Source organism: Rhizobium sp. BK491 (assembly GCF_014194925.1).
Lineage (GTDB): Bacteria > Pseudomonadota > Alphaproteobacteria > Rhizobiales > Rhizobiaceae > Rhizobium.
On sequence record NZ_JACIAR010000004.1, the window covers coordinates 435201 to 459449 of the forward strand.

The following is a 24249-nucleotide window of genomic DNA, read 5'->3' on the forward strand; positions in this document are numbered from 1 at the left end:
CGAGGGGGCACCCGATACAAGCCTATCGTTCCGCGTATCATATATCCTCGAACCCAAACACGATCCTCACGTACCCGATTGATGGTTAAGAAGCTTTCGCATCAGCCGCTTGTTGGCCTTGGTATTGCAGCGGCTCTGCATCAGCACGTCGAGAACGAAACCATCCTGATCGACAGCCCGGCAACGCCAGCTTTTCTTTCCGCCGATCGCAATCACAACTTCATCGAGGTATCATTTTCGCCAAGCCGACTGGCGGATCGCCTGCGGATTTCGTCGGCAAGGTGCCGACCGAATTTCTCCGTCCACAGGCGCACGGTCTGATGCGAGACAATGATCCCACGTGCCGCCAGCAAATCCTCGACCATGTGCGGACTGAGCGAGAACCGAAAATAGAGCCTGACGGCGTGGCCAATTACTTCAGCTGGGAAACGGTGGCGGCGATAAGGGAGATCACGAGAGCGTTGGCGCATGCCGCAAAATCGTACCGGCCAATCGCCGACAGGTTAACGTTACGATGCCGTTTCGATCGGTTGCGAGGACTGCGAGTTCTCCTTCCAAACCCACTTGCATGACAGGCAGTTCTAGGTTCTGTTATCGTTGAGTTTTTCGACATTTGAGCAGAACTTCTTCGTTAACGTCTCGAGGCAATCCAATGCGTGTCGTGTTTCGCTGTGATCCTGCGCTTGTCGACCATCTGCCTCGCCCCGTTCCAGCTCGCAGCATTCTGCCGGACTGGCTCCGTGCCATGCCCGCGAAGGCGCATTCCGAGATTCATGGCCGGGAAATTCGAACCGTAAAGCAGTGCCCTCCGTTTGTTGACGCCATGTCCCATGGTTTTATGATTCTGCTCCCGTGCGACGTAACCGTTCGAAGCGGTGTGTTCGCATGGGATTGGGGTATCCCAGAACCCTCGACGGAAGGTCATCCGCGATCACCACTCAGCTTTCATGTTGCTGAGCAGCTTGCTGGCGCGCCGTTTTCCAACGGGTTGGCAGCGGTGAAATTCAACAGCTTTTGGACGATCGAACTGGAGGAGGGCTGGTCACTTTTTGCCATGCACCCGGCCAATCGCAACGAGCTTCCCTTCCGTTTGTTGACGGGTGTCGTGGATTCGGATCGCTTTTATGATGCGGGAATCAACTTCCCGGCAATCTGGACCGATCCTCATTTTTCAGGCGTCCTGCCAAAGGGCACCCCGATTGCACAATGCTTTCCGGTCCCGCGCGCAGCTCCCGATCTGATCTTTGAATATTTCGATGGGACGCATAAGACTGCCTACGAGAATACCGTCGCCGAGGTTCTCGCCAATCCCGGAGTCTACCGAAAGCGCTTTCGCGTAAAGCGCCCGCGCGTAGCGCCAGAATCGGCTTGAATGTGAGCTGCATCTAAGATTTGAGCGTTCGCTGCAACGCCTGTCGATCCAACCATAGCTGGCCTCGCGGTGCCGAAGTTAGCGACATGGCGATTGCGCCCAATGTATCGGGCCTTAGGCTGTAGGCCGTCCGATAAGCCGCGATCGCGTCGTCCATATCGCCCATGTCCTGCAACACGATGCCTAGATTGACGGCTGCCTCGGCGTCGTCAGGCCGCTGTTCCAGCGCTTTGCGATAAGCTTCGGCGGCGCCCGCCAACTCGTGCAAGTCTTGCCGCACCAAGCCCAAGTCAAACCAAATCGAGGGAGACCTGTCGATTGCTGCTACACCCTCCAAGACTGCAGCCGCGTCATCGGGCGATCCGTCTTCAAAAAGTATCCGACCGAGGCGTGCGGCAGCCTCCGGAGAAGCAGGGTTGGCACGATTTAATGCCCTCCAAGCGCCGACTGCCCGGCTTCGATCTCCTGCGGCATCGAAGGTGCGAGCCTGCTCAAGAAGGATTTCGACATTCGCAGATAATATGGCGGCGCGACCAAGGTGAAATATAGCTCGGTTGAAATCTCCCAACGATCGCGCGATACGGCCGGCAAGCAGTTGGCCGGGTGCGTTATCAGGCATGCCCGCCAAACTAATTTCAACGTGGATGTTCGCCCTTGCAGCATCGCCGGTGGCGAACAAAATCGCCGCGAAAAGGTGGTTAAGGGTCGGGTCGCTCCGATCCTTCTGCAAGCCTGTCTCACACAAGGACTTCGCTTGGCTGAAACGACCTGCATTGAAATCAGCCACGATTTGCCGCACCTGATTTTCGACCGTCGCAGTACGCATGCCCCGCTCGCCTTTATCCGCTGCCGCCCGGAAAAGCGGCCGATATCGCAGTCATAAGTGCAGACTAAACGGCGCGCCACACAAATTCTGTCGCTTGGGACTTAACGCTAAGATTCCGACCATTTTTCGAGATCGGTAATTTCTCTGATGGCCGGTCTGTTCGGCGTGAATATGCGTCATGAGCATGGCGTCGACCGCTTCCGGTCGGACTGCCTCGGCCAGTCGTTCCAGATCCCATGTTGTCAACATGAACATCGCCTGCCTCAGGCTATCCTCGCTGGAAGGTGCCGGGCGTGCTCGACTGGTCGATCGGCGTCTACAACCGGCACGTCGACATCACCCAGGACACCACGACGCTCTAAGGGCGAGGGCATGCCTATAACAAGGGAGCGATCGTTTGGTGCCGAGTGGCTATGCCTGATACAATACAACCAAAGCAGGTAATGTTCATCCGGAAAAAACTAAACGTTGACGTCGTACCCCTAAGCCCGTATAGAATGATTATCGATCTTTTGCTTGCCGAGCTTTGTCTACCGCACGATCGCCCCCGTGCTCTAAGCGAACTTTTCTTTCAAAAATAGTCGGTCTTTGACTGCGTGGCATCCGCTCCGCAGTTCCTTACTCTATGCTTTGAAAGGGTTCATCATGACCACTGGCACAGTAAAATGGTTCAACTCCACCAAGGGCTTCGGCTTCATTCAGCCTGACAACGGCGGCGCCGACGCCTTCGTTCACATCTCGGCAGTCGAGCGCGCCGGAATGCGCGAACTCGTCGAAGGCCAGAAGATCGGCTTCGAGCTTGAGCGCGACATGAAGTCGGGCAAGATGTCGGCCACCAATCTTCAGGCTGCTTAAGTGATATCGGCTTCTCTTTGACCACGGATGTACTGGCATTGCCGGAAGCACGCTATCATCTGAGGCCAGGCAGTTCGCCTGGCCTTTTCATTTCGGCCCGTTGCCGACATCGAGGAACCCAATGACAGAGACATACAGTAAATCTCGCCAGCAGGCAGAGATCGCCTTCGGCAATGTCCAGGGGGAGTTCTTTGCCAAGAATAGCGCGCTGGAGGAGCTCGAGTCCGCGGCGCAAGCACGCAATGCCAAGACCTTGCGGCTTCGAGAAGCGCGCCTCGCGAAGGAACAAGCCGAGCAGGCGTCGGCAACATCCACCCTGGTCGCCAAACGAGCAAAGGCAGGCTGATCATCACCGCCTGCTACCCTTAGGATACGGATTTGACATACCACGGAAACAACGAACTCGCCGACCGACGGTCAGCTGCCGCCGGCGCCAAAGCATCCCTTCTCCAAGCTTACCGGGCCGCGAAAACGGCGGCCGAGCCTACTCGACTTGCCAGGCAGGCCGAGCGGCTCTTGATTGTAGAAGCTCGGGAAGCCCGCCGTATTGAACGGGACCGTCTAAAGCTTGTTGAGCGCAGCCAGCTAGAGGCCGAGGCAGCAAACGAGCAGGCGGTCGCCGAGGCCGCTCGCAAGGCCGAGCGAGACAGGCGCTATGCCAATCGTAAAGCCAGGCAAGCATAGGCCCTCAGGCGCCTTCCGTCCGATCAACGGTCTTTATCGCCTACGTAGGACTGATGCATCCGCGTCGAAATCACTTATGCTTTAGGAGCGACTGTGACCACTGATACAAAAGAGCTGCAGGCGATCAACACGGCCTGGCAAATCGCGATCCAGGAAATCCTGCGCATGGTCATCCGTGACATGTATCGCACCGAGGGTGAAGCAGCGTTCAACACGCACATCAAGCGCATCGAAGAAGCGGCCGTCGATAGCATCTATACGGATCTAAGGCTCCGCGGCACTGACGAATGGACGGAAGTGCTGGTCAAGGAACGAGCCAGCAACTTTGTCACGACCCTTCTGACCTCCTTCACCTACGACCGGGCTTGATCAGGCGGCGAAAAAGGGCTTCGTTTTTTTGATATTGAAGGAGAAAATCATGTCGGCCGACCAAAGGAGATCGCTTCTGAGTCCTAAAGATAAAGTCGAGGCCAATTCACGAGCCATTGTGGCATCGCTGACGCCGTCTCAGGTGCAAGCCCTGAAGCTCGCGAGAAGTGGAGACCTGCATTCTACGGATGGCAGGTCTTGGACTCATCTTAATGCCGTCGTCACCTACGCAAGGTCGGATCGATTTGAAGAGCGTCCGATCAAAGTGAAGTCGGCCACCACGACAACGGTGGAGCGGCTTACGGAACTCGACCTGCTCAGGAATCTCGACGGAACGGATGGAGAGGCACATTCGCCACGCGCGATCACCATGGCGGGAAAGCTCTGGCTTCTCAAGCACAAGTGACCCTGGTAAATTCGCCCTGCGACCTGACGGCAGGCGTACCATCCACCGCTGAGATTGATTGCCAAACCTGCGGAGCATGCTGCTCCTTTTCATCCGAATGGCCAAGGTTCACGACGGAAGCTGACGATGACCTGGCTTTGATACCCCCTCACTATGTTGAAGCTGATCAGCGCGGCATGCGTTGCGAGGGCTCGCGATGTTCGGCACTGTCGGGTGAGGTCGGGATCAACACGTCCTGTCTCGTGTACGAGGTGCGGCCAGACGTTTGTCGAGCTTGTGTTCCGGGTGATGAAGCATGCACGATAGCGCGCGCCAAAGTCGGTTTCTAGCGTATGATGGTAGACCGAACTGGTGCGTGTATTCGTGACGGAGCTGGCTCAGGCTCGCTCAGCCGCCGCCAAGCGCGACGGGGGTGGGGCCCGTCTCTCATTGAAAATCAGTAGGCTCCGGGCCTTTCCAGGCTCCGGTAGATCCATTCGGAAGGCCTGACTTCATCAGCCGAAAAGTTAGGACGCTGCCTTTTTCATTTGCTTCGCCGGGAAAGCGGGTAATCTGGCGCGTCGTAGAGCGCCCGGATTTGATTGTGGTCGAAACGCGCCTCATTTACTTCCAACAGAGATCCTCGCTGCTGCGCGCCAGGCATGTCTTCGACCGCGAAGCGGAGCGCTTCGGCTGCCGTTTCGAAACGTCTGTAACGAAGTCCGCTGCGTCCGCGTGTCGCTTTGCCCGCATAAACCCCCGCTCCGTCCGTGTAATCGAAACTGATCACGTCGTTGTCCTCCGGGTTCGGTAAGGGGGCTGACCTTCTACCCGCGCAGCGTCTCTGATGTCGCGCTCGGTCTCTCTGAGCTCGCGTCTGCGGCGCTGCATTCTCTCTCGAAGGTTCATTAGCTTTTCGGCGTTTGATCCTGCTTCGGCGCGGGGCACGCGAAAAAGCTTTTCCGCAGATTGTCTGGGGGTATGATTTATCATTGGTTCCTCAAATATTGTGTACGACAGCGCGCCCGCTTAATGGCGCGCCAGCGTGCTATTTCTTGTTCAGATTTGCTGGGGCGCGGCTTGCAAGTTTAACTTGTGCGCCAGATGGGGCGGGTGCCACTCCTGGTGTTTTGTCTTTCTTGGGCTTGCGGATCTCGCGGTTGCTGCGCATTTGGCCCTTAGCCATCGTTTTCTCCTCGGCGCTCGAATAAGTATCGGCGCTGCTTAACTGCTTAAATTTGGATTGGCGTTTCTTCTGATACCGCTTAACTCACGCGGGAGGAGATAACGTTCTGCCGGGCCGTTGGCGTGCAGATTTTCCAAACGGTGCCGAAATTGGGAAACACCGTCATGCTTGCTAAAGGCAGCTTTCGCTCGGCGCCTCGGCCGACGGCAGTTTCCAGGAGCATGCAAAGATCCGCGTGATCACGATATCCGAACGCACTCGTTCGAACCAGGTTTCGTGAAACGCATGCGGAATATTCGTTGGAAGACATCGCGTCCTCCTTTTGTTTGGGCAAGGCCGCCCACCGGGGCGGCGATTCCTATGACACGGCTGTTCACGTCTAGGATGCGCCTGTCTCGCCGTTTGGACAGGCTGCTGCCCTTCTACTGCGCGGTGCGAACCGATCGCACCGGCTGCAATAGTCATTGCGCCGGATCTAGGCGCGGTCGAAGTCGTGACATCGATATTGCCCTCACTGACGTGTAGAAATTCGCACTGTATAAGCGCAAACTGTAGGATGCAGTGCCGCGAGCTTCCAGCACTAAGGCGGAACCTCGTATCTTGCAGTTCGATGTTATCGCGTTATCGCATTACAAGATCTCGAAAACGATCCTGTCATCGGAGCTATGGCAAATACCATTCCAAGCTCAATTCCCAGAAAAACAAAAGGCCGGGCATGGACCCGACCTCTCACAGTCATTCAGCTTGGCTGCCAGTACATCCGTGGTCAGCGGAGCGAATGACAAATTCATGCCGCCTGAAGGTTGTCAGCGGAGCTCTTGCCGGACTTTCGGTCCTGCACGATGTCGTAGCTGATCTTCTGGCCGTCCGAAAGCGAGCGCATTCCCGCACGCTCGACAGCAGAGATATGGACAAACACGTCCGTGCTGCCGTTATCAGGCTGAATGAAGCCGAAGCCCTTGACGGAATTAAACCACTTCACAGTACCAGTATTCATAACGATGTCCTTTCAAAGCAATCGTTGTGGCGCCCGCGATGCCTTGCGGGCTAAGATCGATTATTTGAGAGGAGATCCGACGGGAGCGCAGGGCTCTTGAACGACGTCACAAGCAATGGTCGATGTCCTATATATATACTCAATTTTTGATTTTACAATGGATAATGCGGAAATCGACGGTGCGCACCCAAGCCACGTGCTATTTTCCCTAGACCAGAATTGGTCGCCGCTGGGATCGATGCGGCTGAGCGGCAATCCATCGATCAGGATCTCGCCTTCGTCAGGTTCGACAAAACGGCAAAGGAGGTTCACGATCGTCGTCTTTCCCGCTCCCGATCGGCCGATCAGGGCAGTGGAGCGGCCATGGCCAATCTCGAAACTGGCGGATCGCAGCACCCCAGGCCGCGCGTTGGAACCAGGATATCGAAAGCTCACCTTATCGAATTTTATCTCCCGGTTCAGCCGGGGAGCCGGCAGATCTCCGGCCGGTGGCTGCGGTTTGTCGGAGGCGTCAAGCAGCCAGCGGACTTGCTCGAGCGACCCGCTCCAGCCTTGCATCCGGCTCCATGCCTGCTGCAAGGCGCGCACATGTGGCTGCAGCCTGTATAGCAAGACCACGAAGGCGACGATGATGGGAAAGCTAACGTCGAAGGTCCAGGCGGTGACGACGACAGCAAGGAAAGCGCCGAATGCAGCACCTCGGTCAGCGGCGGCAAGGCGCCCTGACTGATGATGGCTGCCCGCGCTGGACGGATGCGCGTTCTTGCGAAGAGGCGGGCGGGGTATGTCCGACAGCCATTGCGAGTTCATCCTTGCCGCTTCATGGGCGTTGGTTCTAACCCTATCAACTGCTAGAGAACGATGGATCGCGTCGACTTCCTGGGGATGAGTGTCGGGGCCGACACCCGAATGCGATCATCCGGCGGTATAGCCTCGCCTCCCAACAAATCGAGGGCATTTGCAGCAATCTGCTCGAAGGGCACCCGCAAGGTGGTCAGCGGTGTGGAAAGATGGCTGACGATCGGAATATCGTTGTAGCCGACCAGCGAGACGTCGCCCGGGACCGACAGACCCATACGCATCAGGCCCGATAATGCACCGATGGCTGTGTTGTCGTTTACCGCAAATATTGCCGTCGGCGCCTGCGCCAGGTGCATGATTTTCTCGGCGGCTTCCGCTCCGGATTCAATTCCGAAGGTCGACGGGACGATCAGGGGTGGATCGATCGCCAGTCCCATTTCAGTCATGGCCTGGCGATAGCCTTCCACACGGGTCCGCGCGCTGGAGGCATAGGAGGGACCCGCAATGACTCCGATCCTCCGATGACCAAGGTCGAGCAAGTGCCGCGTGGCGAGATATCCCCCAAGCCGGTCGTCGCCGATCGACGAAAGACTATGGCCATCGGTTCTAAGTGCCAAAACCGTCGGCACCCCCCTTGCGGCCAATATGTCGGGAAAGTCATCGTCGTCGCGCGCCGTCGATAAAATGAGCCCATCGACGCCTCGCTTCAGAAGTGACTCCGCAGCGAGGCGATCTGCTTTCGCTCTGTCGTCCGTAGTCGCGACGATGGCGAACCGCCCGGTCCTGCTGCAGGCTTTTGCAAGGGATTCGTAGAGCATCGCCATAACGGTGTCCGTGAGCCTCGGTACGATAATACCGACCGTCATGGTGTTGCCGCGACGAAGACTGGCTGCAGAAACATCTCTGACGTAACCGAGTTCCTCGGCGATCTTTCTGACGCGCCTGGCTGTTTCGCTGTCCGAGCGCGGCAGGCGCTCATCCAAAATCCGCGACACTGTCGACTTCGAAACGCCGGCCGCCGCCGCGACGTCGAGAATCGTTATGCGCGACTGGCGAGCGTTGTCTTCCACTATTGAATTCATTCGGAATTTCCGTGCCGGCGAGTGTGATCTACGTATGGATCTGATGATGCCTGAAAAATCCTGTTGACTCCAGAGAAATCGGAAACGATAGTGGGAACGTTCCCATTAACGATCCCGTTGCTGATTGTGAACCGGACAGCGACGACAAGGAGGAGACTACCCATGCACCCAATGGACCTCAGGGGCTTGAGCCCCGCACCGGTGACCGCATTCACCCGCGACGGTGAAGTCGACTATGCGGCGAACGCTCGGATTGCGAAGTGGCTTGCATCGATGGACGGCATAAAGAGCCTCGTCATCCTCGGCCACGCTGGCGAAGGCACATTCCTGACCGAAGAGGAACGCCTCAAGCTGATCCGTACCTATGTCGAGGCCGTAAACGGCGAAATTCCGATCATCGCCGGCATTACGGGCGAGGGCACCAAGGTTGCCGCCGAAGAGGCAAAGAAATGCAAGGCCGCGGGCGCCACGGGGGCTCTTGTCTATCCAAACCATGGCTGGCTGCGTTTTGGCTTCCAGAAGGGCGCGCCGCAGGATCGCTACAAGGCGATCTGGCAAGAGTCCGGTCTGCAGTGCATCCTGTTCCAATATCCGGATGCCACCAAGGCCTCCTACGATCTGGACACGCAGCTCGCAATTGCGACCCAGGAGGGGGTCGTTGCGACCAAGAACGGCGTTCGCAACATGAAGCGCTGGTATGTGGAAATTCCAGAATTGAAGAAGGCCAATCCGAACTTGCAGATCCTGAGCTGCCACGACGAATGGCTCTTGCCGACCATGTTCGACGTCGACGGCCTGCTCGTCGGCTACGGCAACATCGCACCGGAGCTGCTCATAGATCTCATTCGGGCGGGCAAGGCGCAGGATTATCCGGAAGCCCGCAAGATCTTCGAGCGCCTGCTGCCGGTTACCCGCGCCGTTTATCACCGGGGTTCGCATATGGAAGGCACCGTCGCCCTCAAGCTTGGCCTCGTCCATCGCGGCGTGCTCGATCATGCCACGATCCGCGAGCCGCTGAAGAGCCTCGGTGAAAAAGCCGAGGCTGAAATCTTCGCCGCTTTCGACGCGGCGGGCATCGGCCGTGTCGGGCAGCTTTTGGCAGCGGAATAAAAAACACGCCTCTGCCGTCAATCGGCGGAGGCGTATTCGAGGGGGGAGACTGCAGATGCGTCGGGGAGCGACGTTCTCTAAAGGCGGCGGTTGTGATGCGCCGGAAAGTTGCTTCGCCCATAAAGGACCGCAGCTTCGGATCGCCGCCTGCTGGCTGAGCGGCAGCCGAGGCAAGATGTTCAATACGTAGGTCAATGCCAGGTCGGGGAACGGGAGACCGGGCAGAGGGAGGATGAAATGAATATCGAACAGCGAATGACGGCGCCGGTTGCGCATGTCATCGATCCGCAAGCCGACATAAGTGCGCGGTTGGAGCGGTTGCCCGTCACCCGAGAAGTGTTCTGGGCTCGCAATATCGTCGGCGCCGCGACATTCTTCGACGGTTACACCGTTATCGCCATTGCCTACGCCATGCCGGTACTCGTGCACGAATGGGGCCTGACACCCGGCCAGACGGGCATGATCCTGTCAATGGGATATCTGGGGCAACTGATTGGCGCCGTCCTTTTTGGCTGGCTAGCCGAAAAGATCGGTCGATTGAGGGTTCTTCTCTTTACTATCCTGCTTTTCGTCAGCATGGACATCGCCTGCCTCTTTGCAGCCGGCGCGGCAACGATGATGGCGTTTCGCTTCGTTCAGGGTGTCGGCACCGGCGGCGAAGTTCCGGTCGCCAGCGCCTACATCAATGAGCTGATCGGCTCGAAAGGCCGCGGGCGTTTCTTTCTTCTCTACGAAGTGATGTTCCTGCTCGGCCTCGTCGGTGCGGGCCTGATCGGCTATTTCATGGTGCCGCTCTATGGTTGGAAGGCCATGTTCGTCGTCGGCCTGATCCCGGCTGTGTTGATGATCCCGCTGCGCTGGTTCCTCACCGAGTCACCCCGCTGGCTCGTTGCCAACGGGCGTTACGAGGAAGCCGATCGCATCGTCACCAAGCTCGAAGATAGCGCCCGAGCCGCGGGCAGGACGCTTCCAGAGCCGAAACATGCCGCAGTGCCTGTGCGCAAGCCATCTGACTGGCGGGAACTTTTCCAAGGCATCTATCTCAAGCGCACGCTATCCATCTGGGCCATGTGGTTCAGCGCCTATCTGGTCGCCAACGGCACAATTACCTGGTTGCCCACCCTTTATCGTCAGACCTTCAACCTGCCGCTTGAAACCAGCATATTCTATGGGTTCGCGACATCGGTGGGTGGCGTTGTTGCAGCGGTTATCTGCGCGCTGCTCATCGATAGGGTAGGCCGCAAGCGCTGGTATGCGGGAGCATTGCTCATCGCTCCCATCCCGCTTGCCATCCTCGCATGGCTTGGAGCGACATCCGCCATGCAAGTATTGGTGCTGGCAGGTCTTGCCTATGCCATCGTCCAAACGGTTACCTTCTCACTGTATCTTTACTCCGCAGAGATCTATCCGACGCGCCTGCGGGCAATCGGGACGGGTGCCGGAAGTGCGTGGCTTCGCCTGGGATCCTCGGCAGGCCCGATCGTGACGGGTTTCCTGCTCTCGTCGATGGGCATCCAGTACGTATTCATGGTATTCGCTGCAATTTTGCTGCTCGGCGCACTTGTCACCGCCGTATTCGCCGTGGAAACCAAAGGCCGGACGCTCGAAGAACTCTCTCCGTAATCCAGCCGCGTTACCTGTTCCTTCTGATGAACGCGGGAGCTGCAGGCATTCATGCTCCGTTCAGCCGCCTGGCTTCAGGATGATGGCACTGATGGAGGTTCGCTATGAAAATCTTTAACAATCTGCTTGCTGCATTTCTGGCTGTCGGCCTGATGATCGGTGCCGGTGCTGCGTCGGCTGCACCGATGATGAACATGACGAAGCCAGAGGTCCAATCATCTGTTCAAACGGTCCGTTATGATCATCGTCGCCACTGGCACGGGTCGCGACATCCCCGGCATCACCACTGGAAATCGCACCGCAGCTATCGGAGCCATTACTGGCGCGGCCATCATTACGGTTGGTACAAGCATCGTCACCACCATCGCCATCACCGCTACTATCGCTGGTGATCGCAGCTCGACGGGAGTGGTAGTCTCATGACCAAACCGTCGCGCAACCCAAAGCCGAGCACCGGCGATATCGCCTGAACCGGCTCTGAAAGGCACTGCAGTTCGAAGGCATGACGGCGTCTGCGACAGCAGGCGCCCTTGTCGTATGGATTTGCAAAGTCTGATGGTTGGCTGCCGGGCGGGTACAAGCCGGAGTTCAGACTGCGGGCAAGGGTAACCTCAAACACCTCGCAAAAGCTGCGCGGTGTTCGCCGCGCATATGCTAAAAGCAACGTCGCGCCTGCCGATTCACGAACAAAATTGTACAATGGCACCGGCGACGACGCTTCGCTTCATATCGGGAGGTCCTCCCGAATTTCATGTCCGGGAGGAGGAAAGCCAGAATGACCTATGATCCTTCGAAAGATGGCGCCGAGATGGATTTCCGGCAGCGCATGTCCTACGGCGACTATTTGCAGATCGATCGGATTCTGACGGCACAGCTCCCGCTCTCATCGGCGCATGATGAAATGCTCTTCATCATCCAGCATCAGACGTCCGAATTGTGGATGAAACTTGCGCTATACGAGATCCAGGCAGCCAGGACGATGATCGCAGCCGATCAAACGCAGGAAGCGTTGAAAATGCTATCCCGTGTGGCTCGGATTTTCGAGCAGCTGAATTCCGCATGGGATGTCTTGAGGACCATGACGCCATCGGAATATACGCGCTTCCGCGACGATCTCGGCCAGTCGTCCGGCTTCCAGTCATGGCAATACCGGTTGATCGAATATGCGGCCGGAAACCGGAATCTCGCAATGCTGAAGCCGCACGAACATCGGCCTGATATTCTGGAGATGCTGGAAGCCGAACTTGCGCGTCCCTCGCTCTATGATGAAGTGTTGCGCCGGCTGGCGCGTACCGGCCTGCCCGTGCCGCAGGAGGTGCTGAAGCGGGACTTGCGCCAGGCATGGCAATTCGACGAGAGTGTTATGGCCGTTTGGGTGACGGTCTATCGCGATCCGTCGCGATACTGGGAAGCCTACGAAGTTGGCGAGAAGCTGGTCGACTTCGAAGACTATTTCCGGCGCTGGCGCTTCAACCATGTTACCACGGTCGAGCGCGTGATCGGTTTCAAGCGCGGCACAGGCGGAACAGCCGGGACCTCGTATCTGAAGCGGATGCTGGAGGTGGAACTCTTCCCGGAATTGTGGCGCGTGCGCACTGAACTTTAGCGTGGCTGGAAGCCTGGCCGGCGTTGTTGAAGCGTGCAGCTTCACGTCGTGCATGGTTATCGTCTATGCACGCGGTCTGCGACCATCGCCCAATTTTCAAAAGGTAAGCAGAAAGCTGAGTTCGTGACGTGTCTACTTCTATTAGCAATTTAAAGTAGAATTAATTGTGCGAGCCTCGCCTTGATATGAAAGGTCGCTGTTCGACCGAATCGGAGTTTTCCGCGGAAAATTGGCGTGACGGGTAAAGTTGGAACAATCCGATGCCGCAAACGTAAGGAGCAAGGAGCGAATATTCGAGGGAGGCGGGATTTGTTCAGCGGAATGACACTGGATTATATCGACGTCGGTCCCGGCCTTTTACGCGTTCGCCACGGCGGCAACGGGCCGCCATTGCTGTTGCTGCACGGCCATCCGCGAACGCATATGACTTGGGGCCATGTCGCAGACCTCTTGTCTCCTCGCTTCACGATTGTTTGCCCTGACCTCAGGGGATTTGGGAAGTCTTTCCAGCCCGTTGACAGCGAGGATAGCCGTTATTCTTCGAAACGGGCGAAGGCGCTGGACTGTGTAGCGCTGATGCAGGCTCTAGGGTATCGGACTTTTGCCGTGGCGGGCCATGACCGCGGCAGCTACGTGGCGTTCCGCCTTGCCCTCGATCATCCCGAGATCGTCACCAAGGTCGCCGTGATCGACAGCATTCCGATCATCGAACATCTCGAACGGATGGATTGGCGCTTTGCGCGTGACTGGTATCATTGGTTCTTCTTCGCGCGGCCGGAAAAGCCCGAGCAGGCCATCAATGCCGACCCTCAGGCTTGGTACAGCCGCATTCATCCTGATTTCATGGGGAAAGAGGCCTATGACGATCTGCTGACGGCGATCCACGATCCCGCGGTCGTCCATGGGATGATCGAGGATTATCGGGCAGGATTGACCGTTGATCGGGAAGATGAACTGCAGGACCGCCTTGCCGGTAAACGGATCGCATGCCCGTTGCTTTGCCTTTGGTCGACGAAAGACGATCTGGAATACTTCTTCGGCGATCCGAGGGAAATCTGGCGCTTATGGGCGGTGAATGTCACCGGCCACGGTATCGAAAGCGGTCACCATGTCGCGGAAGAAAATCCGGTCGATCTTGCAAACTCGCTCCAGCGTTTTTTGAGCGAGGAATGAAAAACTGGCCGCGGCTTAAGCTTCATGCAGGACGTGGGCGGCCCTGACAGCTGCTGATGCCCGGTTTTCGACGCCGAGCTTTACATAGATCTGCTCAAGATGCTTGTTCACGGTGCGGGCTGAAAGGCCGAGGATTTCGCCGATGTCGCGGTTTGATTTGCCCTTGGCGAGCCACAGCAATACTTCGGATTCGCGCTGCGTCAGCGCAAAATGCCGGCGCAGGGCTTCGTCGTCGGCACGCTGGCTGGTGGCCGTCAGGCGAAAAAGGTATTCGTCGGCGCCGATGGCACCAAGAAAGGTGAATTGCAGCGCCGCTTGGCCGCCATTGTTCATCGAAAGAAGATTGTCGCGAGCAGGACCGAGCCGCTCGCGTTCCAGCATGAAGGCGGCGATATGTTTCGAGGCGAGCTCAAGGCCATCGTCGCTGCCTGTGGCGGCATTGATCAGGCGGGTTGCCTGGGGCGTCGACCAATGGATAGCGCCATTGCCCTTGACCGCCAGGAGATGGCGGCCCGCGGCATCGAGCGCCACCCTGGCGCTTTGAGCCGAGCGGGCATTGCGCAGATGGACCCGGATGCGGGCGCGCAGTTCGTCGATATTGATCGGCTTGGTGAGATAATCGACGCCGCCGGATTCCAGCGCGTGCACCACATGCTCGGTTTCGGTGAGCCCGGTCATGAAGACGACCGGAATCTGGGCGATGCCGGCATTGGCTTTCAGCCGGCGGCAAGTTTCGAAACCATCCATGACAGGCATGACGGCATCGAGCAGGATGAGATCGGGTGTGATGCGCTCGACGATGTTGAGCGCCGCCGGTCCCGAGGTGGCGATCAGCACGGAAAAGCCGGATTGCTCGAGCGCGTCAGTCAGAAAACCGAGCGCCTCCGGTGAATCGTCCACCAGCAGGACTATATCGCGGGGAAGGGCAGGCTCAGCCAATCTGTTCTACCTTTTCAGTGTCGAAGCTGTGCAGCACCTTCAGGAAGCCGTCGAGATCGAAAGCCTGGACATGGGCGCGCAAGGCATCGATGAAGGGTCTGTTTTCTTCAAGTTTCGCAAGATCCGCAAGCTTTGCTTCGATTCCCCTGACATAACCGATCTCGCCGAGCCGCAGCAATTCGCGGACATGCTCGACCCCAGGGCTCTTCAGGGGCGGTGGCGGCTTCGGCGCGGTCGGGATAGAAGCATCGGCATAGATCCATTTCAGCCCGAGATGCAGCGCGAGCTTGTCGCGAAGCTGGCGGATGTCGACCGGTTTGGAGATGGCGTCGTTATGGCTGTCGTCGCTGTCGGTCGCCGCAGCAGCGTCACCGATATTGGCCGACAGCATCAGGATCGGTGACGTCTGGCCGTTTTCCCTGAGCCGTGAGACGAGCTGCCATCCGTTCATGCCGGGCATGGAAATATCGACCAGGAACAGATCCGGCTTGATCCCCTCTATCAGCGTCAGGCAGTCCGGCCCGCCGGCGGCGGTGAGCACGATGAAATCGAGTGGCGACAGTATCTCGCGCATCAGTTCGCGATGATCCTCATTGTCGTCGACGACGACAATGGTGCGGCGTGGACCTTCGTAGCCGACAATACGCTGCTCCTGCGGCGGCGGCTTCATCGGACGGATTACGGCCGACAGCATCAGGCGTACCCTGAAGGTCGAGCCCACGTCCTTCTCACTGGTGACGGAAATCTCGCCGCCGAGCGTATTCGTCAGCAGCTGCGTGATCGTCAGCCCCAGGCCAAGGCCGGGCATCGGCCGTACGCTGTCCGCCTCGCCGCGCTGGAAGGGTTCATAGATACGTGCGATGTCCTTTGCCGCGATGCCGCGGCCGGTGTCGGACACGGTGAAGGTTGCGACCTGGTTTCTGTAGCCCACCTCGAAGCGAACGGTTCCGGCATCGGTGAACTTGATGGCGTTGGAGAGCAGGTTGACGAGGATCTGGCGCAATCGCTTCTCGTCGGTGCGGACATAATCGGGCAGGGCTGCGGCGCGCTCGTGGACGAAAGTCAGCCCCTTGGCCTGCGCCTGCGGATGGAACATGTCGACGATCTGATCGAGGAAATCGTGGATATTGATCTCGTTGGAATAGACCTGCAAGCGGCCGGCCTCGATCTTCGAAATGTCCAGCAGCCCGTCGATCAGGCCGGAAAGATGTTCGGCGCTGCGGCGGATGACCTTCAGCGAGGATTGCCTGGGTGCCGGAATGGTCTCGTCGCGCTCCAGGATTTGCGCGTAGCCGAGCACGGCATTGAGCGGCGTGCGCAATTCGTGGCTGAGGCCCACGACATAGCGGCTCTTGGCGCGGTTTGCCGCCTCTGCCGCCTCCTTGGCACCCTGCAGAGCAGCGTCCGTTTTCTTGTGCGCGGCAATTTCCTTCAAAAGCAGCGTGTTCTGGCGCGAGGATTCCTCTTCGGCGACCACGCGGCTGTCATGGGCAAGCACATAGAACCAGCACGCGACGCCGGCGATGACGGCAAAGACGAAGAAGACGATGAGGATGGTGCGGTCGACCACGGCAGCGGTCTCGGGAGAGGCGGCGCCGACTTGATGCGCGATCATTGCAAGAATAGCGCCCATGGCGGTCAGCGCCAAGACAACGGCAATTCCATAGCGGCCGAGGCGCGTCGCGAGCCTTGCGACGATGCTTTCCGGCAGCAAGGTTTTTGCGACGGTGGCGACTTGCGTATTGAGCCGGGCCTTCGGTTTGCACATGTCGTGGCAGCGGCTGTCGAGCGAACAGCAGAGCGAGCAGATCGGCGCGGCATAGGCCGGACACCAGGCCATGTCCTCCGGCTCGAACGGGTGCTCGCAGACGGAGCAGGTGATGGTGGTCAGGTTCTTCCAGCTCTGCCGCGGCTTGCGGGCGAGATAATATTTGCCCTTGGTGATCCAGGCGATAGCAGGTGACGCGATAAGCGCGACGATGAGGGTGATATAGGGCGCAAGCGAGACGGCAATCGAACCGAAGGCGCCGAAATGCGCGATGAGAGCGATGGTTGCCGAAAGCGCCATGGCACCGAGGCCGACCGGATTGATGTCGTAGAGATGCGCGCGTTTGAACTCGATGCCGGGAGGTGCAAGCCCGAGCGGCTTGTTGATGAAGAGATCGGCGGAGACGGTGCAGAGCCAGGCCATGGCGATGATCGAGAAGATACCAAGCGTCTCCTCCAGCAGCCGGTAGATGCCGAGCTCCATCAATAAGAGCGCGATGGCGACATTGAAGACCAGCCAGATAACGCGGCCTGGATGGCTGTGCGTCAGCCGCGAAAAGAAGTTCGACCAGGCGAGCGAGCCGGCATAGGCGTTCATGACGTTGATCTTCAGCTGCGAGATCATCACGAAGGCGGCCATCAACAGCAACGCCGCATTGTGCCACGGGATCATGTAGCCGAAGGCGGCCAGATACATCTGTGCCGGATCGGCAGCGCGGTCGGCCGGCACGCCTGACGTCAGCGTCAGGACGACAAGGAAGGAGCCGGCGAGCAGCTTCGGCGCCCCGATAATGACCCATCCGGGTCCAGCGAGGAAGATGGCCAGGCGATGGCGCCATTTGCGGTGACCTTCCGGCGGCAGGAAGCGCAGGAAGTCGGCCTGTTCGCCGATCTGCGACATCAGCGCCAGGATGACGGCGGAAGCGGCGCCGAACTCCACCAGATCGAAAGGAGCGGCGCTGCCCGGCGCGCTTGCGGGGTGGTGAATGCCGGCAAATGCCCGCCAGAGGTCGAATTTTTCCCAGTCGGCAAAGGCGATGAAGACGAAGGGCAGGATGTTGAGAACGATCCAGAAGGGCTGCGTCAGCAGCTGAAACCGGCTGATAAGACGGACACCATGGGTGACGAGCGGGATCACCATGACGGCGCTGATGATGTAGCCGATCCAAACGGGTATGCCGAGCGTCAGCTCCAGCGCGCCGGACATGATCGAGGCTTCGATCGCAAACAGCATGAAGGTGAAGCTGGCATAGATCAGCGAGGTGATGGTCGAGCCGATATAGCCGAAGCTCGCGCCGCGCGTCAGAAGATCGATATCGACGCCATGACGGATCGCATATCGGCTGATCGGCAGGCCGACTGCGAGCATGGCGAGGCTTGCGACGATGATGGCATAGAAGGCGTTGGTGGTGCCGTAGGAGAGCGTGATCGTGCCGCCGATCGCCTCCAGCGCCAGGAAGGAAATGGCGCCGATCGCGGTTTGCGAGATGCGTTGCGAAGAAAACTGGCGGGCGCTCTTGGCGGTGAAACGCAAGGCGTAGTCTTCCAGCGTCTGGTTTGCGACCCAGCGATTGTATTCGCGTCTTACCGGAATGATGCGTTGCCGCGCAGCCATGCTTACCCTTCAGCAGTCCCGCCATCGTCACCTCGGCGGTCCGAAGACGTCGTAACATGGATCGATGCCGTGCTTAAGGGCGTCGGAGTGCCCAAAGCTGCACATTTCGCCCCGGCGTCTACGTCATTTTACGTATGTGGTTTCCTGAGGGCGCGCCGGATAGTCGCGGAAGGCAGCGGCTAATCCTTGTTTACCGGCCGTTGCGGCAGACAAAAAGAGGGGAACCACGGATGAAATTCAAGACTCTCGTCTCCGGCGCGCTGCTCGGCGCCATCATGTCCACCACAGCATTCCACGGCGCTTTCGCAGCCGACGACACCATCAAGGTCGGCGTCCTGCATTCGCTATCCGGCACCATGGCGATTTCGGAAACGACGCTGAAGGATGCCATGCTGATGCTCATCGATGAGCAGAACAAGAAGGGCGGCGTTCTCGGCAAGAAGCTCGAGCCCGTCGTCGTCGACCCGGCCTCCGACTGGCCGCTCTTTGCCGAAAAGGCTCGCGAGCTGATCCAGAAGGACAAGGTCTCGGCCGTATTCGGCTGCTGGACCTCCGTGTCGCGCAAGTCGGTGCTGCCGGTCTTCAAGGAACTGAATTCGATCCTGTTCTATCCGGTGCAGTTCGAAGGTGAGGAGTCCGAGCGTAACGTCTTCTACACCGGCGCCGCTCCCAACCAGCAGGCGATCCCGGCTGTCGACTACTTGATGAAGAACGAAGGCGTACAGCGCTGGGTGCTTGAAGGCACCGACTATGTCTATCCGCGCACGACCAACAAGATCCTCGAAGCCTATCTGAAGTCCAAGGGCGTCAAGGACGAAGACATCATCATCAACTACACGCCGTTCGGCTTCTCGGACTGGCAGACGGAAGTCTCCAAGATCAAGGCTTTCGGCGCGGCCGGCAAGAAGACCGCCGTCGTCTCCACCATCAACGGCGATGCCAACGTTCCCTTCTACAAGGAACTGGGCAACCAGGGCGTCAAGGCTGAAGATATTCCGGTCGTCGCCTTCTCGGTCGGCGAAGAAGAGCTTGCCGGCGTCGACACTAAGCCGCTTGTCGGCCATCTGGCCGCCTGGAACTACTTCCAGTCCGTCGACACGCCCGCCAACGCCGCCTTCATCAAGGAATGGCATGCCTATACCAAGAACGACAAGCGTGTGACCAACGACCCGATGGAAGCCGCCTATATCGGCTTCAACATGTGGGTGAAGGCTGTCGAGAAGGCCGGCACGACCGATCCGGACAAGGTGATCGACGCGCTCATCGGCGTCTCGGTGCCGAACCTCACCGGCGGTACCGCCACCATGATGCCGAACCACTACATCACCAAGCCGGTCCTGATCGGCGAAGTGCAGGAAAACGGTCAGTTCGACGTCGTTTCACAGACCCCCGCCGTGGTCGGCAAGGAATGGTCCGACTACCTGCCTGACAGCAAGGACCTGATCTCGGATTGGCGTATGCCGATGAACTGCGGCAACTTCAACGTCACCACCGGCAAGTGCGGCGGCAAGGGCTCCTGATTTCAGCCGACGCAAGACCGCCGCGGGCAGGATTTTCTGGCCGCGGCAGCTTGAGGGGACTAGCGCAATGTTCGACAAATTCGTTTACCGTATCGCCCTGGCGCTGATCGCCGGCTTCTGCCTGATGCTGGCGCTGACGGCGACAAGCCTGCGCGCCCAGGAAGACGCCCACGGCCTCATCAATTCCCTCGGCCAGGCCAATTTCCAGAAGGCCGGCGATATCGTCCAAAGCCTTGCGAAGTCAGGCGATCCAAAAGTGGTGCCGGCGTTGCAGGCCTTTTCCGACGGTGATCTTTATATAAGAAAATCCGACAACCAGGTGTTTATCGCCAAATCCTCCGGCGACATGATGGATCTGGTGGATCCTTTGACCGGGCAGGCGGCCGGTCAGGAAGCCAAGGACAATCTCGGCAAGATCAAGATCAACAACAATCTGCGCCGTGCGGTTCGCGCGGCTCTCGGCGGTCTGACGCTGATGAGCCCGGATCGCACGACGCGGCTAGAGGCGGCGCAATCCATTCTGAAGGCACCGAGTGCGGATTCGCTTGACGCCGTCGAGACGGCACTGCAGAGCGAGAAGGACGCGGACATTCGTGGTGTGCTTGAACGCGCAAAAGCGGTTGCCGTGCTTGGCTCGGACCGTCCGATCGAAGACAAAAAGGCGGCGATCGAGACGATCAAGAACGAAGGCGGCCGCGATGCCGTCGGCATTCTCTCGTCGGTTTCCGTCGACGATAGCCTGAAGCCCGATGTGGCTGCCGCCATTGCCAGCATCCAGGATCAACTGAAGTTCTGGGACGCTGTGCAGAACGTCTGGTACGGCCTGTCGCTCGGCTCCGTCCTGCTGCTGGCCGCCATCGGCCTTGCGATTACCTTCGGTGTCATGGGCATCATCAACATGGCGCATGGCGAGATGGTGATGCTCGGCGCTTATTCGACCTTCGTGGTTCAAAGCATCATCCGCACCTCCTATCCCGAACTCTTCGATTGGTCGCTCGCGATCGCCCTTCCGGTCGCCTTCGTCGTCACCGGAGCCGTCGGTCTCGTCATCGAGCGCGGCGTCATCCGCTTCCTCTATGGCCGGCCGCTCGAAACGCTGCTCGCTACCTGGGGCATTTCGCTGATCTTGCAGCAGGCAGTGCGCTCGATCTTCGGGCCGACCAATCAGGAAGTCGGCAACCCCTCCTGGATGTCCGGTTCGTTCGACCTCGGCTATCTCTCGGTCACCTGGAACCGGCTCTGGATCATCGTCTTTTCACTCGGCGTTTTCGTGGCGCTGCTGCTTCTCCTTAAGCGTTCGGCCTTCGGGCTGCAGATGCGGGCGGTGACGCAGAACCGGCGCATGGCGTCTTCGATGGGGATACGCACCTCATGGGTCGATGCCTTCACCTTTGCGCTGGGGTCCGGCATCGCCGGCATGGCGGGTGTGGCGCTCTCGCAGATCGACAACGTCTCTCCGAACCTCGGCCAGGGCTATATTATCGACAGCTTCATGGTCGTGGTGTTCGGCGGTGTCGGCAATCTCTGGGGAACGCTCGTCGGTGCCTTTTCGCTCGGCATTCTCAACAAGTTCCTCGAGCCCTATGCGGGGGCGGTGCTCGGCAAAATCCTCGTTCTCGTCCTCATCATCCTCTTCATCCAGAAACGTCCGCGCGGCCTCTTCGCGCTCAAAGGAAGGGCGGTGGAAGCATGATCACGGCCTTTATCCTTCGCTCGCTCGACCGCCGGATCAGCATCGCCATCGCGATCCTGCTTGCCGTCGCGGTGCTCGTGCCGCTGTCGAACCTGGCTCTGCCGGAAACGAGTGCGTTGCATGTGCCGACCTATCTCATGTCGCTCTTCGGCAAGTACCTGACCTATGCGCTGCTCGCCTTGGCGCTCGATCTCGTCTGGGGCTATTGCGGCATTCTCTCGCTCGGCCACGGCGCCTTCTTTGCGCTCGGTGGCTATGCGATGGGCATGTATCTGATGCGGCAGATCGGTTCGCGCGGCACCTACGGCAATCCGATCCTGCCCGACTTCATGGTCTTCCTGAACTGGAAGGAGCTGCCCTGGTTCTGGTACGGCTTCGATCATTTCTGGTTCGCCATGCTCATGGTCCTCGTCGCCCCCGGCCTGCTTGCCTTCGTCTTCGGCTGGTTTGCCTTCCGCTCCCGCGTCAATGGCGTCTATCTATCGATCATCACGCAGGCGATGACCTATGCGCTGCTGCTTGCCTTCTTCCGCAACGACATGGGTTTCGGCGGCAATAACGGCCTGACCGACTTCAAGGATATTCTCGGCTTCAACATCCAGGCCGATGGCACGCGTGCCGTGCTGTTCGCTATTACGGCCGTGTTCCTGGCGCTGGCGTTGATGCTGTCTTCGGCGATCGTGCGCTCGAAGTTCGGCAAGGTGCTTGTGGGCGTGCGCGACGCCGAAAGCCGTACGCGCTTTCTCGGCTATCGTGTCGAGCATATGAAGCTCTTCGTCTTCGTCGTATCGGCGATGATGGCCGGTATTGCCGGCGCGCTCTACGTGCCGCAGATCGGCATCATCAATCCAGGAGAATTTGCGCCTGCCAATTCGATCGAAGTGGTCATCTGGACCGCAGTCGGCGGCAGAGCGACCCTGATCGGACCGATTATCGGCGCCATCCTCGTCAATGGCGGCAAGACTGTTTTCACCGGCCTGTTCCCCGACTTCTGGCTATTTGCGCTTGGCGGCCTGTTCGTGGCCGTGACGTTGTTCCTGCCGAGGGGCATCGTTGGCACCATCGCGCACTATTTCGGCAAGACACGCCGGCCGGCAAGCCCGCCGCCGAAGGCCGCGAAGGATGAAGCCCAAAAGTCCGTGCAGGCTGCGGAGTAGGACCATGATCCCGGATATCAAACCCAACAGCATGCTCTACCTCAACAACGTCTCCGTCTCCTTCGATGGCTTCAAGGCTTTGAACTCGCTGTCGATCGTCATCGAGCCGGGCGAGCTTCGCGCAATCATCGGCCCGAACGGCGCCGGCAAGACGACGATGATGGATATCATCACCGGCAAGACCCGGCCCGACGAGGGCGAGGTATTCTTCAATGGCCAGATCGACCTGACGAAGAAGGACGAGGCTGACATCGCCCAGCTCGGCATCGGTCGCAAGTTTCAGAAGCCGACCGTGTTTGAAAGCCATACCGTCTGGGACAATCTCGAACTGGCGCTCAACCGCAATCGCGGTGTCTTTTCGACGCTCTTCTACCGCCTGACGCCTATCGATCGCGATCGTATCGAAGAAATCCTTGAGACGGTGCGGTTGTCGCATCGGCGCGACGAACTGGCGGCCAATCTTTCCCACGGCCAGAAGCAATGGCTGGAGATCGGCATGCTGCTCGCGCAGGAACCAAAGCTGCTCTTAGTCGATGAGCCGGTGGCGGGCATGACGGATGCCGAGACGGCGGAAACCGCCGTGCTCTTGAAGGAAATCGCCAAGACGCGTTCGGTCGTGGTGGTCGAGCATGACATGGGCTTCATCCGCGATCTCGGCGTCAAGGTGACGTGCCTCGCGGAAGGGTCGGTTCTGGCGGAAGGCTCCATCGATTTCGTCAGCAGCGATCCGAAGGTGATCGAGAATTATCTGGGGCGGTAAGATGCTGACAGTCGAAAACGCAAATCTGCATTATGGCGCTGCACAGGCGCTACGTGGCATCTCCATCAAGGCCGAGATGGGTAAGATCACCTGCGTGCTTGGGCGCAATGGCGTCGGCAAGAGTTCGCTCCTGCGCGCCGTCACCGGGCAGCATGCCTTGTCGGCCGGCACCGTTGCCTTCAACGGCGTGACGCTGAACGGCATGGCGCCGTTCGCGCGCGCCAAGCAGGGGATTGGCTATGTGCCGCAGGGACGCGAGATCTTTCCGCTTTTGACCGTGAAGGAAAATCTCGAGACCGGTTATGCGCCGCTTTCCCGTCGTGACCGCAATATTCCGGATGACATTTATAGCCTGTTTCCGGTGCTTAAATCCATGCTGTCGCGCCGTGGCGGCGACCTCTCGGGCGGACAGCAGCAGCAACTGGCGATCGGCCGGGCGATGGTGACACGGCCGAAGATTCTCGTCCTGGACGAGCCGACCGAGGGCATCCAGCCGTCGATCATCAAGGATATCGGCCGGGCGATCCGCTATCTCCGGGATTCCACCGGCATGGCGATCCTGCTGGTCGAGCAATATCTCGATTTCTGCCGGGAGCTTGCCGACTACGTTTACATCATGGATCGCGGCGAGATCGTGCATGAAGGTCTGGCTGAAACGCTGGATACAGCCGACGCCCGCAGGCATCTGACCGTTTGAGCAACCGTCTCAGGTTCATTCATCTGAAGCGA

The 24249-nt window shown here is 58.8% G+C and carries 23 protein-coding genes and 3 pseudogenes; 17 read left to right on the top strand and 9 right to left on the bottom strand.

Annotation, left to right across the window (positions count from 1 at the left end; genetic code table 11):
• Positions 1–87: 87 nt before the first annotated feature.
• Positions 88–470, bottom strand: a pseudogene (locus FHX05_RS20355) (DDE-type integrase/transposase/recombinase); the annotation flags it as partial.
• Between the two features lie 182 nt (positions 471–652).
• Here FHX05_RS20355 and FHX05_RS20360 point away from each other — a divergent pair.
• Positions 653–1372: a hypothetical protein gene (locus FHX05_RS20360; RefSeq protein WP_183874094.1), complete on the top strand. Its 720-nt coding sequence runs from the start codon at positions 653–655 to the stop codon at positions 1370–1372.
• Positions 1373–1385: 13 nt separating this feature from the next.
• Here the strand turns inward: FHX05_RS20360 and FHX05_RS20365 are convergent, their stop codons facing one another.
• Positions 1386–2198, bottom strand: a complete 813-nt coding sequence (locus FHX05_RS20365) for a tetratricopeptide repeat protein (RefSeq protein WP_183874096.1) — start codon at positions 2196–2198, stop codon at positions 1386–1388.
• A 645-nt stretch (positions 2199–2843) separates the two neighbouring features.
• Here FHX05_RS20365 and FHX05_RS20370 point away from each other — a divergent pair.
• From FHX05_RS20370 to FHX05_RS20390, 6 genes are all read left to right on the top strand, one after another.
• Positions 2844–3053 (top strand): cold-shock protein, encoded by a 210-nt coding sequence (locus tag FHX05_RS20370; protein WP_025662430.1) that lies wholly within the window; start codon positions 2844–2846, stop codon positions 3051–3053.
• A gap of 121 nt (positions 3054–3174) precedes the next feature.
• On the top strand, positions 3175–3399 hold the full coding sequence (locus tag FHX05_RS20375) for a hypothetical protein (RefSeq protein WP_112608930.1): 225 nt from the start codon (positions 3175–3177) through the stop codon (positions 3397–3399).
• A 32-nt stretch (positions 3400–3431) separates the two neighbouring features.
• Entirely contained in the window at positions 3432–3737 is a 306-nt protein-coding gene (locus FHX05_RS30460; RefSeq protein WP_246699013.1) for a DUF6481 family protein, read from the top strand.
• A 93-nt stretch (positions 3738–3830) separates the two neighbouring features.
• Positions 3831–4106: a hypothetical protein gene (locus tag FHX05_RS20380; protein ID WP_112337786.1), complete on the top strand. Its 276-nt coding sequence runs from the start codon at positions 3831–3833 to the stop codon at positions 4104–4106.
• A gap of 118 nt (positions 4107–4224) precedes the next feature.
• Positions 4225–4512, top strand: a complete 288-nt coding sequence (locus tag FHX05_RS20385; protein WP_181476323.1) for a hypothetical protein — start codon at positions 4225–4227, stop codon at positions 4510–4512.
• Between the two features lie 23 nt (positions 4513–4535).
• The gene (locus FHX05_RS20390) at positions 4536–4841 is read left to right on the top strand and encodes a YkgJ family cysteine cluster protein (protein ID WP_112609153.1); all 306 of its coding nucleotides are present in this window, start codon (positions 4536–4538) and stop codon (positions 4839–4841) included.
• Positions 4842–5035: 194 nt separating this feature from the next.
• Here FHX05_RS20390 and FHX05_RS20395 read toward each other — a convergent pair whose 3' ends face one another.
• From FHX05_RS20395 to FHX05_RS20415, 5 genes and pseudogenes are all read right to left on the bottom strand, one after another.
• On the bottom strand, positions 5036–5281 hold the full coding sequence (locus FHX05_RS20395) for a hypothetical protein (RefSeq protein WP_112337785.1): 246 nt from the start codon (positions 5279–5281) through the stop codon (positions 5036–5038).
• Positions 5282–5539: 258 nt separating this feature from the next.
• Complete coding sequence (locus FHX05_RS20400; RefSeq protein WP_183874098.1) at positions 5540–5677, bottom strand: hypothetical protein; 138 nt, start codon at positions 5675–5677, stop codon at positions 5540–5542.
• 787 nt (positions 5678–6464) lie between these two features.
• Positions 6465–6674, bottom strand: coding sequence for a cold-shock protein (locus FHX05_RS20405; RefSeq protein WP_112338766.1), 210 nt, complete (start codon positions 6672–6674; stop codon positions 6465–6467).
• Between the two features lie 231 nt (positions 6675–6905).
• Positions 6906–7399, bottom strand: a pseudogene (locus FHX05_RS20410) (ABC transporter ATP-binding protein); the annotation flags it as partial.
• A gap of 126 nt (positions 7400–7525) precedes the next feature.
• Entirely contained in the window at positions 7526–8557 is a 1032-nt protein-coding gene (locus FHX05_RS20415; RefSeq protein ID WP_183874100.1) for a LacI family DNA-binding transcriptional regulator, read from the bottom strand.
• 162 nt (positions 8558–8719) lie between these two features.
• Between FHX05_RS20415 and FHX05_RS20420 the strand changes: the two genes are divergently transcribed.
• The 5 genes from FHX05_RS20420 to FHX05_RS20440 all read left to right on the top strand — a co-directional run bounded on the left by FHX05_RS20420 (position 8720) and on the right by FHX05_RS20440 (position 14069).
• Entirely contained in the window at positions 8720–9667 is a 948-nt protein-coding gene (locus FHX05_RS20420; RefSeq protein WP_162708059.1) for a dihydrodipicolinate synthase family protein, read from the top strand.
• A gap of 237 nt (positions 9668–9904) precedes the next feature.
• Entirely contained in the window at positions 9905–11290 is a 1386-nt protein-coding gene (locus FHX05_RS20425) for an MFS transporter (protein ID WP_183874102.1), read from the top strand.
• A gap of 104 nt (positions 11291–11394) precedes the next feature.
• Positions 11395–11682: a hypothetical protein gene (locus tag FHX05_RS20430; RefSeq protein ID WP_183874104.1), complete on the top strand. Its 288-nt coding sequence runs from the start codon at positions 11395–11397 to the stop codon at positions 11680–11682.
• 383 nt (positions 11683–12065) lie between these two features.
• Positions 12066–12896, top strand: a complete 831-nt coding sequence (gene kynA, locus FHX05_RS20435; RefSeq protein WP_183874106.1) for a tryptophan 2,3-dioxygenase — start codon at positions 12066–12068, stop codon at positions 12894–12896.
• Positions 12897–13217: 321 nt separating this feature from the next.
• Complete coding sequence (locus tag FHX05_RS20440) at positions 13218–14069, top strand: alpha/beta hydrolase (RefSeq protein ID WP_246699015.1); 852 nt, start codon at positions 13218–13220, stop codon at positions 14067–14069.
• A gap of 15 nt (positions 14070–14084) precedes the next feature.
• Here FHX05_RS20440 and FHX05_RS20445 read toward each other — a convergent pair whose 3' ends face one another.
• Together FHX05_RS20445 and FHX05_RS20450 are read right to left on the bottom strand one after the other, a co-directional pair.
• A complete protein-coding gene (locus FHX05_RS20445; RefSeq protein ID WP_015343271.1) occupies positions 14085–15008 on the bottom strand; it encodes a response regulator transcription factor in 924 nt (307 codons plus the stop codon).
• Positions 15001–18390 (bottom strand): ATP-binding protein, encoded by a 3390-nt coding sequence (locus FHX05_RS20450; RefSeq protein ID WP_183874111.1) that lies wholly within the window; start codon positions 18388–18390, stop codon positions 15001–15003. The genes FHX05_RS20445 and FHX05_RS20450 overlap by 8 nt, the downstream gene beginning before the upstream one ends.
• A 230-nt stretch (positions 18391–18620) precedes the next feature.
• On the opposite strand from FHX05_RS20450, the gene urtA reads away from it, so the two are divergent.
• The 5 genes and pseudogenes from urtA to urtE all read left to right on the top strand — a co-directional run bounded on the left by urtA (position 18621) and on the right by urtE (position 24217).
• Positions 18621–19910: an urea ABC transporter substrate-binding protein gene (gene urtA, locus FHX05_RS20455; RefSeq protein WP_183874113.1), complete on the top strand. Its 1290-nt coding sequence runs from the start codon at positions 18621–18623 to the stop codon at positions 19908–19910.
• Between the two features lie 67 nt (positions 19911–19977).
• Complete coding sequence (gene urtB, locus FHX05_RS20460; protein ID WP_183874115.1) at positions 19978–21603, top strand: urea ABC transporter permease subunit UrtB; 1626 nt, start codon at positions 19978–19980, stop codon at positions 21601–21603.
• Positions 21600–22667: pseudogene (urtC, locus tag FHX05_RS20465) on the top strand (urea ABC transporter permease subunit UrtC); the annotation flags it as partial. The gene urtB and the pseudogene urtC, both read left to right, overlap by 4 nt.
• A gap of 97 nt (positions 22668–22764) precedes the next feature.
• The gene (gene urtD / locus FHX05_RS20470) at positions 22765–23520 is read left to right on the top strand and encodes an urea ABC transporter ATP-binding protein UrtD (protein ID WP_112337768.1); all 756 of its coding nucleotides are present in this window, start codon (positions 22765–22767) and stop codon (positions 23518–23520) included.
• Between the two features lies 1 nt (position 23521).
• The gene (gene urtE, locus FHX05_RS20475) at positions 23522–24217 is read left to right on the top strand and encodes an urea ABC transporter ATP-binding subunit UrtE (protein WP_112412496.1); all 696 of its coding nucleotides are present in this window, start codon (positions 23522–23524) and stop codon (positions 24215–24217) included.
• The last annotated feature ends 32 nt before the right edge of the window (positions 24218–24249 follow it).

Bases quoted from the DNA above. Each gene is read 5' to 3' on its own strand.
- urtB (WP_183874115.1), top strand. From the start codon at position 19,978: ATGTTCGACAAATTCGTTTACCGTATCGCCCTGGCGCTGATCGCCGGC.
- FHX05_RS20360 (WP_183874094.1), top strand. From the start codon at position 653: ATGCGTGTCGTGTTTCGCTGTGATCCTGCGCTTGTCGACCATCTGCCT.
- FHX05_RS20440 (WP_246699015.1), top strand. From the start codon at position 13,218: ATGACACTGGATTATATCGACGTCGGTCCCGGCCTTTTACGCGTTCGC.
- FHX05_RS20430 (WP_183874104.1), top strand. From the start codon at position 11,395: ATGAAAATCTTTAACAATCTGCTTGCTGCATTTCTGGCTGTCGGCCTG.
- FHX05_RS20405 (WP_112338766.1), bottom strand. From the start codon at position 6,674: ATGAATACTGGTACTGTGAAGTGGTTTAATTCCGTCAAGGGCTTCGGC.
- FHX05_RS20420 (WP_162708059.1), top strand. From the start codon at position 8,720: ATGCACCCAATGGACCTCAGGGGCTTGAGCCCCGCACCGGTGACCGCA.
- FHX05_RS20415 (WP_183874100.1), bottom strand. From the start codon at position 8,557: ATGAATTCAATAGTGGAAGACAACGCTCGCCAGTCGCGCATAACGATT.
- FHX05_RS20365 (WP_183874096.1), bottom strand. From the start codon at position 2,198: ATGCGTACTGCGACGGTCGAAAATCAGGTGCGGCAAATCGTGGCTGAT.
- FHX05_RS20400 (WP_183874098.1), bottom strand. From the start codon at position 5,677: ATGGCTAAGGGCCAAATGCGCAGCAACCGCGAGATCCGCAAGCCCAAG.
- urtA (WP_183874113.1), top strand. From the start codon at position 18,621: ATGAAATTCAAGACTCTCGTCTCCGGCGCGCTGCTCGGCGCCATCATG.
- kynA (WP_183874106.1), top strand. From the start codon at position 12,066: ATGACCTATGATCCTTCGAAAGATGGCGCCGAGATGGATTTCCGGCAG.
- FHX05_RS20425 (WP_183874102.1), top strand. From the start codon at position 9,905: ATGAATATCGAACAGCGAATGACGGCGCCGGTTGCGCATGTCATCGAT.
- FHX05_RS20370 (WP_025662430.1), top strand. From the start codon at position 2,844: ATGACCACTGGCACAGTAAAATGGTTCAACTCCACCAAGGGCTTCGGC.
- urtD (WP_112337768.1), top strand. From the start codon at position 22,765: ATGATCCCGGATATCAAACCCAACAGCATGCTCTACCTCAACAACGTC.
- FHX05_RS20450 (WP_183874111.1), bottom strand. From the start codon at position 18,390: ATGGCTGCGCGGCAACGCATCATTCCGGTAAGACGCGAATACAATCGC.
- urtE (WP_112412496.1), top strand. From the start codon at position 23,522: ATGCTGACAGTCGAAAACGCAAATCTGCATTATGGCGCTGCACAGGCG.
- FHX05_RS20375 (WP_112608930.1), top strand. From the start codon at position 3,175: ATGACAGAGACATACAGTAAATCTCGCCAGCAGGCAGAGATCGCCTTC.